The following is a 14,233-nucleotide window of genomic DNA, read 5'->3' as shown; positions in this document are numbered from 1 at the left end:
GCGAAATATGATGAATGAGACTGGTAAGGAACTGCGGATGGGACAGAACTGGCAAGGAGAGAGAAGACAAGTGGCAGGTGACGGGACAGTCACCTGCCATGGGAAAAAGCCACTGTTCACCGTGCCTTCTGGATTTTGCTGTGATGGATGCCGTAGGTGAAATAAATCACAATTCCCAGAGCCATCCAGACCAGGAGCCGGATCCAGGTGTCAAGCGGCAGGGCCGCCATTTGAGCCAGTGAAACCAGCGCTCCAAGGATTGGCACGAGTGGCACCAGCGGCGTTTTGAATGGCCGATGGATATCCGGTTTGGTATAGCGCAGCACCAGGATGCCAACGCAGACGATCACAAACGCGAGCAAGGTGCCGATGGAAACCAGTTCGCCAAGCAGTCCGATTGGAAACAATCCAGCGACCACCATGGCGACGCCACCCGTGAGAATGGTGGTGATATACGGAGTTCCGAACGTGGGATGAACTTTGGCAAAGAAGGCTGGGAGCAACCCATCTTTGGACATGGCGTAAAAAATACGGGGCTGGGCCAGGAGCATGACCAGCACCACGGAACTCAAACCGGCAATGGCCCCAATTTTGATAACCGGGCGCAACCATTTGAGGCCATCCCCGGCGGCATCAATCCCAACCGCAATTGGATCAGCCACATTGAGCTGGTCATAGCGGACAATTCCGCACAGCACAATAGCCACCAGAATATAGAGCACGGTTGAGATCGCCAGGGAGCCGAGAATCCCAATCGGCATATCTTTTTGAGGGTCTTTGGCTTCCTGGGCGGCAGTTGAAACGGCATCAAATCCAATGTAGGCAAAGAAAATGACCGCCGCGCCGCGCAGGATGCCGCTCCAGCCATACACGCCAAACGTTCCCGTATTTTCTGGAATCAAGGGGGTCAAATTGGCTGGTTTGATGTAGGCAAATCCAAACCCAACAAAGAGCAAGATCACGACAATCTTAATAATCACGATCAGATTGTTAAAATAAGCGGATTCTTTAATACCGACGACCAGAAGAGCCGTCATCAGGGCGACAATAAACATTGCCGGCAGATTCATAACGGCGCCGGTTTGGGTCCAGCCATGGGTGGCGGCATTATAGGCCAGGGGCGCCTGTGACAGGGCTGGGGGGATAACCAGCCCCAAATCTTTGAGAAAGCTGACGATATACCCTGACCAGCCGACGGCGACGGTGGAAGCCCCAAACAGATATTCGAGAATCAAATCCCAGCCGATAATCCAGGCCAGGAATTCGCCCATGGTGGCGTAAGCGTAGGTGTAGGCGCTGCCAGCAATCGGGATCATGGAGGCGAATTCGGCATAGCACAACCCGGCGAACAGGCAGCCAATCCCGGCGACGATAAATGAAAGGACAATCGCCGGGCCGGCGTATTGAGCGGCAGCCGAGCCCGTAAGGACAAAAATACCGGCCCCGATAATGGCGCCGACCCCAAGGGTTGTCAGATTCAACCGACCCAGGGCACGTTTCAGCCCGTGCTCAGGGTTTTCAGACTCCTTCATGAGGTCAGTAATTGATTTGGTAGCTGTGAGCTTACTTGGCATGCGGTGTAGTCCTCTTTGATGTTCGATTGAATGCCATCGCACGGTGACTTACGAAAGTTCTCCGACACATCCGGTGTCTGGAGGAACCCAGAGACGAATGGTCAAGAAAATTGGAACTGGTCAAGCGGTGAAGCCAGGTGGCTCAGCCGTTACCTGATGATTCCCACCGGTCTGGGTGAGTATGAAAGTTTTGGTGAAAATCGGAAGTTGGGAGAAGAAAAGTCGGGCGATGACGAAATGTGGCGCACAGTATAGCCAAACTTGGGAAGGTATCAACTCATTCTTTAAGTGAAGGGAGAGCGAAGAGCGAGGAGTAGGGAGTGAGCCGTGAGTTGTCAATCAAAAAGCGAGTGGTGAGGAGTGAGCCGGCGAGCGGTCAATCCAGGAATCTCAGCCCATTGAGACGTCTGGTTTTCCTACTCGCTCCTCGCTCCTCACTCCTCGCTTTTTGTTCGCTCCTGGCTATGCTTTGGACCGTTCGACTTCACGTTTGGCCGTGGCGACCACATTTTCAAGGGTGAAGCCGAATTTCTTGGTCAGTTCCTTGAGTGGCGCACTGGCGCCAAAGGTGTGCATGCCGATGATGGCATCACGATGATGGACATACCGCCCCCATCCAAAAGTGGAAGCCTGTTCGACCGCAACGCGGGCCTGAATCGAATCCGGAATTACCGACTCGCGATACTCAGCCGACTGATGTTCAAAGATTTCCCAGCAGGGCATGGAGACGACGCGGGCGTTGATGCCTTCACTGGTCAGTTGTTCATACGCCTGGACACAGAGTGAGACTTCGGAGCCGGAAGCGAGCAAAATGACGTCCGGTGTTGAACCATCTGGCGGGTCAGCCAGGACATAGGCTCCGTGCTTTACATTTTCAGCGCTGGCAAATCGGGTCCGGTCAACGGTTGGAAGGGCCTGGCGGGTCAAAATCAATGCCACGGGTTCATGTTTAATCTGCATGATATTTCGCCAGACTTCGGTGACTTCGTTGGCGTCAGCCGGTCTGATAACCAGAAGTCCAGGGATGGCGCGCAACGAGGCCAGATGCTCGACTGGCTGGTGGGTTGGTCCATCCTCACCCACCCCAATCGAATCATGGGTAAAAATGTGGATGGTTGGAATTTCCATAATCGAACTGAGCCGGATGGAGGGCCGGGCGTAATCTGAAAAGATCATGAAACCAGAGCCGTACGGGCGAATCTTGGACAACGAGAGCCCGTTGAGGGCGGCGGCCATCGCATGTTCCCGAATGCCGAAGTGAAAGTTGCGGCCAGCGTAATTGTCGGCAGTAAAATCACCCGCTTCGGGGAAGGTCAGGCGGGTTTTAGTTGAGGGCGCCAGGTCGGCTGAGCCCCCAATGAGCCACGGCACATTTTTGGCCAGAGTGTTTAACACTTTTCCAGAGGCATCACGACCAGCCATGCCTTTGGGATCTGCCGGGAAGGTCGGGAGGTCTTTGTCCCAGTCCTCGGGGAGTTCGCGTTTTTGCATGCGAAAGACCTGTTCCGCCAGATCGGGGTAAGCTTTGTTGTATTCATTAAACTTCACAATCCATTGGTTGCGACCCTGGTGGCCACGAGCACCGATGCCTTTGCGGAAATGCTCGTAGACTTCTTCGGGAACGTGGAATTTGGCCTCCTCCGGCCAGCCATAATTGCGTTTGGTGAGTCGGATTTCTTCTTCGCCGAGTGGTTCGCCGTGGGCGGCGTGGGTATCTTGTTTGTTCGGAGCGCCGTAGGCGATATGACTATCAACAATGATCAGGGTTGGGCGGTCGGATTCCTTTTGGGCGGTGAGAAACGCACGGCGGAGCATAGCAAGATCATTGGCATCACCGACGCGGGTGACATTCCAGCCGCATCCGATAAAGCGAGTTGCGACGTCCTCACTGAAGGCCCACGACGTATTGCCTTCAATCGTGATTTTATTGTTGTCATAAATCCAGCACAGATTGTTCAATTTTAAATGTCCGGCCAGCGATGCCGCTTCCTGGGAAATTCCTTCCATCAGGCATCCATCACCGCACAACGCATACACCCGATAATTAAAAATATCAAACCCGGGGCGATTGTAGGTCGCCGCCAGCCACTTGCCTGCAATGGCCATTCCAACACTGGTGGCAATGCCTTGACCCAGGGGCCCGGTCGTGGTTTCAATCCCGGAGGTCCATCGGTATTCCGGGTGACCCGGGCAGCGGCTGTCGAGTTGACGAAAGCGTTTGATATCATCAAGCGGGACCGATAGTTCACCGGTTTTTTCATACACGGAATTGACCGCTTTGACACCTGTCAGATGAAGCATGCTGTAGAGCAACATGGAGGCATGTCCCATCGATAAAACAAAACGATCCCGATTGGGCCAGATCGGATCTTCGGGATCAAAGTGCAGAAATTCATTCCACAGGGTATAGGCGACGGGCGCCATGGCCATCGGTGTTCCTGGGTGGCCAGAATTTGCAGCTTGCACGGCATCCATCGATAGGGTGCGGATCGCATTCACGCACAGCGTATCGACTGAACCAGATGGGCGTGGTGTACTCATAACAATTCGTCCTCTTTCGGTTGTTGAGCTGAAGGTGTGACTTCTGAGCCGAAGGCAGATAGAGCATTGCCTGGCAGGGTTGAAGAACCATTCCTGGCGGTTGGTCCACGCTTCCAATGGGAGGTTGGAACTGTGAATCAAATCAGGCTCAGGAACGACTGGTTTTCAAGAGAAAGAATTCGGGTTGGTTGGTTTGGGTCAAGGCTTCCACAGCAGTCTGGATAAGAGAGGAATGGTGCTGTGGGGGTGATCAATTAGCGGTTTATGTTCACTGAGAGCATACCGTAGTGGCTTTCTCTTGTCATGGAGAAAAATTTCGAACCTGCCTGCTTTATTCCAGATCAGAAAGAAGGTGTGAGTTCAGCCGGAAGGCGGGGAGGGTGACAAGGTGACAAGGTGAGAAGGTGACAAGGTGAGAAGGTGAGAAGGTGACAAGGTGACAAGGTGAGAGGGTGAGAGGGTGAGAGGGTGAGAGGGTGACAAGGTGACAAGGTGACAAGGTGACAAGGTGACAAGGTGAGAGGGTGAGAGGGTGAGAGGGTGAGAGGGTGACAAATGACAGAATCTGAGGGTGTTTTTGTAGGAAACGGGAGGGACTGTCCATATTTTTCTGTAACCAGTCAATTTAACCTGAAAAAACCAGGTGATTGGCTCTTTCTTTAGTCACTAAATATTGAATATAAACAGTTTATCTAAACTTAAAAACGATCTAAAAAATTCAGTCTAGCCATTTACACAAAAAACTAAAAAGTCTCCTTATTGTATATTCTTAAACTCTTGACCTGGAGAAATAAATGTTGGTCACCCTGTCACCTTGTCACCCTGTCACCCTGTCACCTTGTCACCTTGTCACTTTGTCATTGGTCACCCTGTCATAAATAGGGTCAGGCATCGCGGGCTTTCAGGCGCTCAATCACGGAGGTCAGGAGGGAATCAAATATTTTCAGTCCCTGGCTGCCGCCCAGGAGTTCTTCGCAGGCCCGTTCCGGGTGAGGCATCATTCCCAGTACATTTCCTTCGCGATTGATGATGCCGGCAATATTATCAAGCGAGCCATTGGGATTGGCTTGATCCGTAATGTGACCCTCTGGGGTCGCGTAACGGAAAACAACTTGCTGGTGAGTATTTAGGTCTGATAACTCTTCGCTCGTGCAGAAATAATTTCCCTCGCCATGCGCGATTGGGAGTGATATCACACTGGAAGGTAAGCAATTGCGAGTAAACGGCGTTGAGTTGTTTTCAACCCGGAGGTGAGTGAACTGGCACTTGAATTTCAGGTCACGATTGCGCAGAAGCGTTCCAGGAAGGAGTTTGGACTCGCACAGGATTTGAAATCCATTGCAAATGCCGACGACATAGCCTCCCTGAGCGGCAAATTCTTTGACCGCCTGCAGAATGGGAGAAAAGCTGGCGATGGCGCCACATCGCAAATAATCTCCATAGGAAAACCCACCTGGAAGAAACACCACATCGCATCCATTCAGGGTTGTATTGCGATGCCAGATGAATTGAACCGGCTGACCGATGACTTTGCTGATGACATGATAAGTATCGTGGTCACAGTTCGATCCAGGAAAAACAAGAACTCCGAATTTCATGCCTGGCCTCCTGACGTGGCTGGTTGAATCGGTGGTGGATCAATCGAGACGGTGAAATCTTCGATGACCGGGTTTGAAAGAACGTCCTGGGCCAGTTTCTCGACCTCAGCCTGTGCGGTTTCAGGTGACACACCATCGGAAATCGAGACTTCAAAAAATTTTCCCTGGCGAATGGCCTCAATCGTCTGGTAGCCGAGTGTTTCAGCCGCGTGATGAATGGCCTGCCCTTGTGGGTCAAGGACTCCAGGTTTCAGGGTGACGTGAACGGTAGCTTTCATATTGAAACAGAAATTGATGAAGAAAAGACGGTTTGGTTGGAAGGATAAACGGGCCGGTTTGGAATAGCCGTTCGATGCAATAGGCAGGTTTTCAGGCGCACAGCGCATGAAAACCTGCCAGTGTAGCACTCGCCGCCAGGATGTAAAGCGGAAATCCAGGGCTTGGGGCTGAGGGCTTGGGGCTGAAGAAATCGGGCTCAGGGTATTAAACCCAATGTCTTCAGCCCCGAGTTTGCGAGTCTTCAGCCCTCTAGATATGTGACTGACCGCGCTTCCAGTTGATTGGGCAGCGTTCTCCAGATTGTAAGGCTTCCAGGACCCGGAGGGCTTCATCTACGTTGCGACCAATGTTGAGGGAGTGGACGACCTGGTACTGGAGGACGCCATTGGGGTCAATAATAAACAGCCCACGCAAGGCAATCCCGCGTTCTTCGATCAGAATGCCAAAATCACGTGAAACCTGTTTGGTCAGATCACTGGCCAGTGGGAAGTTGATTGGCCCGACACCGTTTTTCTCACGGGGCGTTTCAATCCAGGCTCGATGGGAATAAACACTATCGGTACTGACCGCAATGACTTCGGCGCCGAGGTCATGAAACTCACTAATCCGGTCGCTGAATCCAGTCACTTCAGTTGGGCAAACAAAGGTGAAGTCGAGCGGGTAGAAAAACAGGACCAGCCATTTTCCGGCATAATCCGACAGTTTTACATTTTCAGCCAGAGTATTGAGGTCTTTGGTGCTGGCCATATTAAAATCGGGAGCTTTCTGACCGACTTGCAGCATAACGTGGGTTCTCCTTTTGAGCTTAAAAGTTGGTATGAGAAAGTAAAACCGGTAGTGGTTACAGATTTTCAGTGGTACCTGATGACCGATGGTGTGATCTCCCGCCCAGCAATAAGGTCGGGAGGCGAAACAATATCCATTCCGAGGGGCTGCAGCAATGATTTTTCGCTCCCCCAGTCCTGGCAGTTCCCAGATCGAGAAAACCGGGCAATTGGAAATCAGCACACCAGAATTTACGGTTGCGCCTGTAATTACATTTATGGAATCATCGAAAAGTGCTCTTGGGAATGGAATGGCTGTTTCCCAGCACAACCATCACCAGAAAAAGAAAAGGAGTTGGAGAGCAAATCCGCTATGGCCAAACTTACCTGGGAAGAATTTATCGAGGCGGTCGAACGGTTAAAGATGGCTCAGGTGCCAGTGACAACCCTGAATATTCGAACTGAAATTGGACGTGGTTCATACTCCACGATCCAAAAATTCATTCAGAAACTGGCTTCAGATGAACCTGATGCTGGCATCGGGCAACCATTTCGGACTCGTGAGCCGTTGCGCTCTCCGTTACCGGAAATAAAAAAGAAAGAGGAGTGGGAGGGAAAAGTCCCGGAGTGGTTTCAGCAGGTAACCCAAACCTTTGCCCGTGAAGTCTCTTTTGCGGCATACACCTGGGTTCAACAGGAAGTGGATTCGGTGGTGATGACCCAGGCGCTTGAGGTCAACGATGCTGAGGATCGGGTTCAGGAGTTGGAAGCTTCAGTGAAAGAATTTCAAACCCAGTTGGAGCGGATGGCCGGGGACTGTGACGTCCTGCAAGGGGAAAACCAGCGGTTGAAGGTCCATAATTTTGATTTGCAACAGGAAAAGGAAGACGTTCAGCGGCAGTTGTTACTGGCCCAGACCCGGGCCAATGAAGAAGAGCGCAAATCAATCGAAGCCCAGACGAAAGCGGCGCAAAGTTCCTCACTGGTGCTGTCGCTGGAGCGAGCGCTGGAGGCTGAGCGCTCTGAGAAAGAAAGCCTGAGTCTTAAGGTGGAAAAATTACAGCGAGAGTATGCCGAGGTGGTGGCCAGGCTGGATGAAGTCAAAGGCCAATCACAAACAACTGGAGGGCGGATTGAAGCGCTTGAAAAACGCAATCAACAACTGTTGGAGCAACTGGCGCGGGAACGGACCGCGATGGCGACCGCCCAGGCTCAGGCGTTACGGGAGAAGTCACGGGCTGAAGAGTTACAGTCCAGGATCCGCAGAGGATAAAGCACTGATGCCGGATTGGACCTTTTCGTCATTCATAAGTTCGGATGACCCGGGTGGGACTCGAACCCACACCTCTTGCGAGACAGGCTTCTAAGACCTGCGTGTCTACCAATTCCACCACCGGGCCGGGGAACGGAATGAAGAATGAAGAATTGAGAATGAAGAATTTGGCTGCTGACTACGATCTACTGATTACAAACTGGTATTAGTTCCTGGTTCCTGGTTCTTGGAAAATATTGACGCCTAAACACCAGGTACGAACCGCTCACCACTTTCTCAATTCTTCATTCTTCATTCAAAGAGCTATTTTCCAGTTTCAACCATTGTTGGTTGATGATATTGAGGGTCACGCCAGAAATCCATTTTCGAGACTTTGTGAACACAGGCAATCGTGCAGTAATCGGCACAGGATTTTGGGGTGTTGTATTCGCGAATAATGTCTTCCCGCGAATAATTTTCAAGCGGTGTGCCAGGATAGCCGCGTTGTTGGGAACAATAGTGCACCAGCCCATCTTCACAGATATAGAGGTATCGGGCCCCAGCCCGGCACTTCCACTGGTTTGGACGTCCTTCAGCCAGCGCATCCTGGAACTGAGTAATTTGCGAATGTCCTGATTTTCCAATCTTTTTCAGTTGGCGATACACTTCAGCTTCGTCAGGGGTCAGTGGTTTGAGATGGCCGTGCCCATCATGAATGATTCCCACTGAGACTGAGAACCCAAGTTCGGCTGCGCGGCGGCCAACGGTGATGGCATCCTGTGGGTTTTTGATTCCCCCACCAATGACGGAATTGATATTGACTTCAAACTCGGCGTACTGAGCCAGGTTCTGTAATTTCTTATCCAAAACCTTCAGGCTTTTCTGTGAAACTTCATCTGGCGTGACATTATCAATGCTGATTTGGAGGTATTCCAATCCGGCTTCATTCAGAAGTTTTATCCGTTCCGGAGAAAGATAATACCCATTCGTAATAATGCCTGACATCATTCCGTGTTTTCGAACGCGCGCAATGATGTCGTAAATATTGGGATGCATCATGGGTTCGCCACCACTTTCAGTCACAATCGTGGTGCCCAGTTCAGCCAGTTTATCAATTCGCCGATACATCACATCCAGTGGGACCGGATCCGATACCTTATCGAATTCATTGCAATAGGTGCAGGCCAGATTGCACCGACGCATTGGAATAATGTGAACCAGGATAGGGTGGGAGGTTGAGAGAAGCCCTTTGGCGACCAGATGGGCTTCTCTCATTTTTCGTTTGAGTGTGAGTACGGGACTTTTTTTCATGCACCAGCAAGGGAACAGGTGAAAAACCCATTCCACGAAAGGAAAAATTTTGGGTTGTTGCTTTGGTATATCCAGACTGGATAAATGATTGAATCGAAGCAAGCCGCAAGTTATAAACCAACACCTGTGAAAAGTCTAATCGAAACGCCCTGAGCCCTCATCTCCACTAATCCCCGACCGCCTGGAACGATGCCTGGTGAACGTGGCACGGAAGTTTGACCCGGAAGCAGGTGCCGTGACCCGGCTCGCTTTCGACAAAGATGCGGCCTGAATGTTCCTGAATGATTCCATAGCTGACCGCCAGGCCCAGCCCGGTGCCACGACCTACTTCTTTGGTCGTAAAGAAGGGGTCATAGATTCTGGTAATGTGTTCGGAAGGAATTCCTTCGCCTGTATCGGCAAAATCAACCACGATGGAATCTTCATGAACTGAGGCTGAAATACGCAGGGTGCCGCCGTCGGGCATGGCATCGCGAGCATTGAGAATCAGGTTGAGGAATACTTGCTGAAGCTTCCCAGCCTGGCCAAGAACAGGAGGGAGCGTATGGGTATAGTCCCGAACAATTTCAATGCGGGTATTGCGGATTTGAAGCTCAAGCAACTGGAGCGTGTCATCGAGCAGTTTGGCAATGCTGAGTTGTGAAAAACTGGCATTCCCGGTTCGCGAAAAATTCAGCAGGTTGTTGACAATATCCGAGGCGCGAATGGTTTGGCGGTGGATTTTCTCCAGAATTGAATGTTTGACATCTGACGTGGGAGTTTGAGTGAGCAGCATCTGGGTATAGCTGGAAATTCCGGTCAACGGCGTATTGACTTCGTGGGCAACGCCGGCGGCCAGCAACCCGATAGATGACAATTTGTCGTTTTCGCGAAGCTGTTCCTCCAGCCGGACGCGACTGGTGATGTCCTCGAAGGCAATCAAGGCGCCCGTGACGGCTTCATCCTTGGTCTTGAGGGGCGAGAGATTGATGTTGAGAACCAGTGGTTCGTCAGTGCGGGTGGTGGCCCGATACCGATAGATATTGCGAACATCGCAGAGTGCCCAACTGACGTTTCCAATCACGTCCCGCATGGTTTGAACGAGGTCAGGATCAAAGAACTGGTGAACGAACTGACCTTCAGCCTGCTCGCGGCTGACGGAGAAGAGTTCTTCAAAGGCGCTGTTGCAATTGGTCATTTGGCCTTGGGGGTCAACGGTAAGTATCCCGACGTTGATGCTTTCGATGATATTTTCGTTAAATTCTTTGAGGAGTGCCAGTTCCTGAGTTCGCTCGAGTTCGGATTGATACAAAAGGCTGTTTTCAATCGCGACGGCGACGTAAGGGGTCAGGGAGTAGAGGAGGTCAAGATCTTCGGAGCTGAGCAAGGTTCGATCCTGAGTGCGTCCCAGTCCAATCACGGCGACGATTTGATCCCGAACAATGCACGGAAGAAAGTGGGAAAGGACGGCTGGCGTGCTGCGATCATACTCTGGCGAGGTAAGGGGTGTCCCCTCAGGATTGATATAGGTGCGGGAGATTCGTCCACTGCGCAGGGAAAGCGCCTGTTTGGAGATGTATTGGCGCAGAAACCGATCCACTTCGGGCGGAAGTGAATCCACCAGGGCGTTGCCTTTGGCATAAGCCAGGCGGAACAGCGGTTGACTTTGGGACTGGGGATTGGTTTGGACAAAAATTGCCAGGTCGTCAACCGCCAGCATTTCGGTCAACCGATCAGCGACGGCGTCGAGCAAATCCGGAAGCGAAGTCGTGGTTGAAAGAGTCCGGCCAAAGTCGGCAATCCCCCGGCGGTAGTTGTATTTGTCGCCGTAGAACATCCGGTCAATGCGTTCCTGGAGCCAATTTTTCAACGGTGAATAGAGCATTGCCCCGCAGGACATCACCGCCACCTGCAGCACCGTCATGGCTGAATTTGAAATAGAGGGGAACAGCTCGCGAGTCCATTCGGCTGACTTGACCACGCCCAACATGAAGAGAACGATGACGGAGAGCGTCGCGAGGGCATAGGTCATGCTTCGCCGAACGATGATGTCCACATCCATCAAGCGATAGCGGACAATCGAGTAGCCGAAAGCCAGCGGGATGAAGACCGTGGGGCCGACCGCCATGGCGGTCATCAAGGGCGTGATTCCGATGCCGGTGAGATAGGGGTAGGCGTAGAAAATGGTCCAGGGGAAGATTCCCAGACTGAGCCCCCACACAATCCATTTGATTTGCTGACGCAGAATACTGGCGCGGGTTTGCGTAAACGTGACAATGACAATCGAGGCGCTTGAAATAAAGAACAGCGTAAAGTGGGCAATCTCGGCGGTATTGAGCCAGGGGCGGATCTCAAGCAGGTTGAGGTTTTCTTTGCCCAGGGTGAGATGGGTAATCTCAAGGCCGATCAAAAAGAGGGCTGGAATATAGAGAATCCGGGTGGCCCAGGAGTGTTTCTCAAGCCAGGGGCTGGGACGGGGAAACTGGGAGCAAAAATGAAGAAACACCGGACACAGCAGGGTCAAGGCGGCATTATCAGCCAGGGAAACCAGTTTATCGAACCAGTCAAAGTCGCCGCTCGGGCTGAGCACCAGATAGAGGAACGAGAGCAGGCAAATGAAATAAAAATGAAGCGTTTGGGGTGTCTGGTCCTGCTTATGAAAGACAAAGAGCCCGATCAGGAGATAGATGAGCCCAATAACCCCCAAATACAGGTCAATGGCAAACCGGGAAGGTTGGGTGCCGATGTCATAGAGTTCGGCGGCCCACATGCCTTTGCTCAAACCAAGGGGGTTGAAACATTCAACCAGATAGGTGACTTTGCCACCGATTCCGATTTTTTCATCCAGGTAGTATTGAACCTGCCAGTCGGCATCAATGGCAATCGGCTGGCCGTCAAAATCAATTGCCCGCAGGATATCGCCCGGAACCAGCCCGGCGCGGTCAGCCGCACTCCCGGGTCTGACATATTGAACCCGCAGGCCCTGGATGGCCGCTTGCCAGATGACACCGTCATCGGCCAGCGGTTTTTGGGCCAGGCGCTCATAGAGGTTCAGCGATGCCAGGAGGAGGCAAATGACAGTTGAAATTCCAACAAAAATAGTTTTGGAATTCACTGCAGGTTTCATAGACGGCACAGGGGAAACATCGAAAAACCGAAAGGGGGCGCAGCTGCTCCCTCACGGAAAAGGTTAGAAGCGCATTCCAAGACCGCCCCGGAGGGTGCGGCGGGTTGAAAGTAATTGGATGGTCAGTCCTTCAGTGGACAGGTCTTCGGTCTGGTCAAAGAGGTTGCGGCCCTCGATTAAAATTTCCCATCGCCCCGGAATGAATTGGGGAAGAGGCAGGGGTTGCGAAACAAAGATGCTCACGCCTCGGTCGAGAGCCGGCAGTCGTCCCTGGAAGGGATCGAGGGCAAAAACCGGGTTTCCCATGGTTTTGCGCAGGACGGCGGTGATGATGGAGCCGGTTTGCAGAATGTGGGCATCAATTCGAGCCGTCAGGATTTGAAACCGGGACGGCTGAAAATCAATTTTGGAAGCTGGTTGGGACTCGAACGCCGGGGCGGTATGAAGCGCCAGTTTTTGGGCGTTGCCAGCCGCATAGCCGGCGGCAATGGAAACGGTTGGGGTCAACCGGCGGCGGTACCAGAGGCGAATCCCTTGATGAACTCCGTTTTGACCAAGAATGAGTGGCGTCTGGGTGGGGTCAGTTGCCGGGGAGACCGACTGTGGATCAAGCAGGGCGAGCCCAATGCCGTGACCTGAGACCGTATCGAGGAAGAGGGTGGTTTCAATGGTGGACCGGGAAGAGAACTGGTGGGCGATTCCAGCCTCATAGCGCCGGGTTCGGTCGAGTTGCAGGCGGGTTCGGTCATCGGCGGTGGCCACGGCCAGTTGGGGGTCCGTGATACTTTGAAACGGTGCGGTGCGGTCTTCGAGGTGGGTGGTGGCGTCAAAGGAGAGGTCTCCATCGGGGGAGACGGCGCCAAACAGTTGGGTTTGGGGGGTCAGTGCCCACCGCAGACCGACATAGGGTTGGAAGGTTGTATCCTGCGCCTGGCTGAGTTGGGCGTAATCCACACCGTAAACCAGGAGAACTTTATCGCCGATTTGCCAGGTATCAGTGGCTCGGACCGTGAATTTCCCGATAGTTGAAAACGACTCGGGGCCACTTGTCGACCGAAGACGGTTGTAGCCGGCTGAAATGGTGGGAGCGTGCCCCGGCAGCAGGGTCCTGACGCGGAAAGAAAACTGGTCAATCGAGGACGCGGCGCCACTGGTTTGAAGATTGGTTTCAAGGAAAACCGAATCGGAAAACTGATGGGTCAGTTGAGAGTTGAGACTGACTGAAGGGGCGCCGAGCCGGCTGAGACCGGAAGATTGGGACATGACGGTTGTCGAGCCGTGCAACTGAGGCTGAAACTGGATTTCCCGAGCCAGGAGTCCATCCGGGTCTTCATTCTCGTCAAGTTGGAAAACAGTTCGATTGCGACGGCTCTGATACTTCACCGGGTCAATACTTTGAGATTTGAGCAATATTGCTGCCCGCTGGAGGACAAAGTTGGATACCTGTTGATGGTTGGCCGTCACTTCAATTGGTTTGCCCAGCAACGGCTGAAACCCGGTGGCCGAGATCTTCAAACAATACAGGCCGGGAGGCAGGTCTGGGATTTGAAACCAGCCGCGGGCATCCGTCTGGGAGGTGGTCGTCACCTGGCGAAAATCCTGGCCTGAAAGAACCGAGATCACCGCTCCAACCAGTGGAAGACCGATCGTGTCTTTGACGGTGCCGCTCAGCGCTGAAAGCTTTTGTTCCGCAGGGATTTTGGGCATTTCACTCAACCCGATTGCCGGTGTTCCGACCAGGAGAACCGCAAGGGTTGCCAGGTGAAAAAATGCGCTCAAATTCACTTTCCTTCGATTCATACCACAAC

Annotated in this window: 9 protein-coding genes and 1 tRNA gene; 1 reads left to right on the top strand and 9 read right to left on the bottom strand. The window is 52.5% G+C overall.

Translation table 11 applies throughout. The features are described from left to right. Nucleotides 1-116 precede the first annotated feature (116 nt). From HY774_24210 to HY774_24190, 5 genes are all read right to left on the bottom strand, one after another. A complete protein-coding gene (locus tag HY774_24210; protein MBI4751597.1) occupies nt 117-1,574 on the bottom strand; it encodes an amino acid permease in 1,458 nt (485 codons plus the stop codon). Nucleotides 1,575-2,036: 462 nt separating this feature from the next. Continuing rightward, a complete protein-coding gene (gene tkt, locus HY774_24205) occupies nt 2,037-4,115 on the bottom strand; it encodes a transketolase (GenBank protein MBI4751596.1) in 2,079 nt (692 codons plus the stop codon). An 884-nt stretch (nt 4,116-4,999) separates the two neighbouring features. Then, on the bottom strand, nt 5,000-5,713 hold the full coding sequence (gene purQ / locus HY774_24200; GenBank protein ID MBI4751595.1) for a phosphoribosylformylglycinamidine synthase subunit PurQ: 714 nt from the start codon (nt 5,711-5,713) through the stop codon (nt 5,000-5,002). Further along, nucleotides 5,710-5,991, bottom strand: coding sequence for a phosphoribosylformylglycinamidine synthase subunit PurS (purS, locus tag HY774_24195; GenBank protein MBI4751594.1), 282 nt, complete (start codon nt 5,989-5,991; stop codon nt 5,710-5,712). The genes purQ and purS overlap by 4 nt, the downstream gene beginning before the upstream one ends. 250 nt (nt 5,992-6,241) lie before the next feature. Beyond that, complete coding sequence (locus tag HY774_24190; GenBank protein MBI4751593.1) at nt 6,242-6,775, bottom strand: peroxiredoxin; 534 nt, start codon at nt 6,773-6,775, stop codon at nt 6,242-6,244. A gap of 354 nt (nt 6,776-7,129) precedes the next feature. Here HY774_24190 and HY774_24185 point away from each other — a divergent pair, with 354 nt between their 5' ends. After that, nucleotides 7,130-8,029, top strand: a complete 900-nt coding sequence (locus tag HY774_24185; GenBank protein ID MBI4751592.1) for a hypothetical protein — start codon at nt 7,130-7,132, stop codon at nt 8,027-8,029. A 45-nt stretch (nt 8,030-8,074) separates the two neighbouring features. On the opposite strand, the gene HY774_24180 is transcribed toward HY774_24185, so the two are convergent. From HY774_24180 to HY774_24165, 4 genes are all read right to left on the bottom strand, one after another. Further along, nucleotides 8,075-8,156: transfer RNA gene (locus HY774_24180), tRNA-Leu, on the bottom strand. A 176-nt stretch (nt 8,157-8,332) separates the two neighbouring features. Further along, on the bottom strand, nt 8,333-9,319 hold the full coding sequence (locus HY774_24175; protein ID MBI4751591.1) for a radical SAM protein: 987 nt from the start codon (nt 9,317-9,319) through the stop codon (nt 8,333-8,335). A 166-nt stretch (nt 9,320-9,485) separates the two neighbouring features. Further along, complete coding sequence (locus tag HY774_24170) at nt 9,486-12,413, bottom strand: PAS domain S-box protein (GenBank protein MBI4751590.1); 2,928 nt, start codon at nt 12,411-12,413, stop codon at nt 9,486-9,488. A 75-nt stretch (nt 12,414-12,488) separates the two neighbouring features. After that, the gene (locus HY774_24165) at nt 12,489-14,225 is read right to left on the bottom strand and encodes a TonB-dependent receptor (protein MBI4751589.1); all 1,737 of its coding nucleotides are present in this window, start codon (nt 14,223-14,225) and stop codon (nt 12,489-12,491) included. Between the last annotated feature and the right edge of the window lie 8 nt (nt 14,226-14,233).

Source organism: Acidobacteriota bacterium (assembly GCA_016208495.1).
Classification (GTDB): Bacteria; Acidobacteriota; Blastocatellia; order Chloracidobacteriales; family Chloracidobacteriaceae; genus JACQXX01.
The sequence above is the reverse complement of the archived record's forward strand: the minus strand, read 5'-3'. Positions and strand labels throughout refer to the sequence as shown.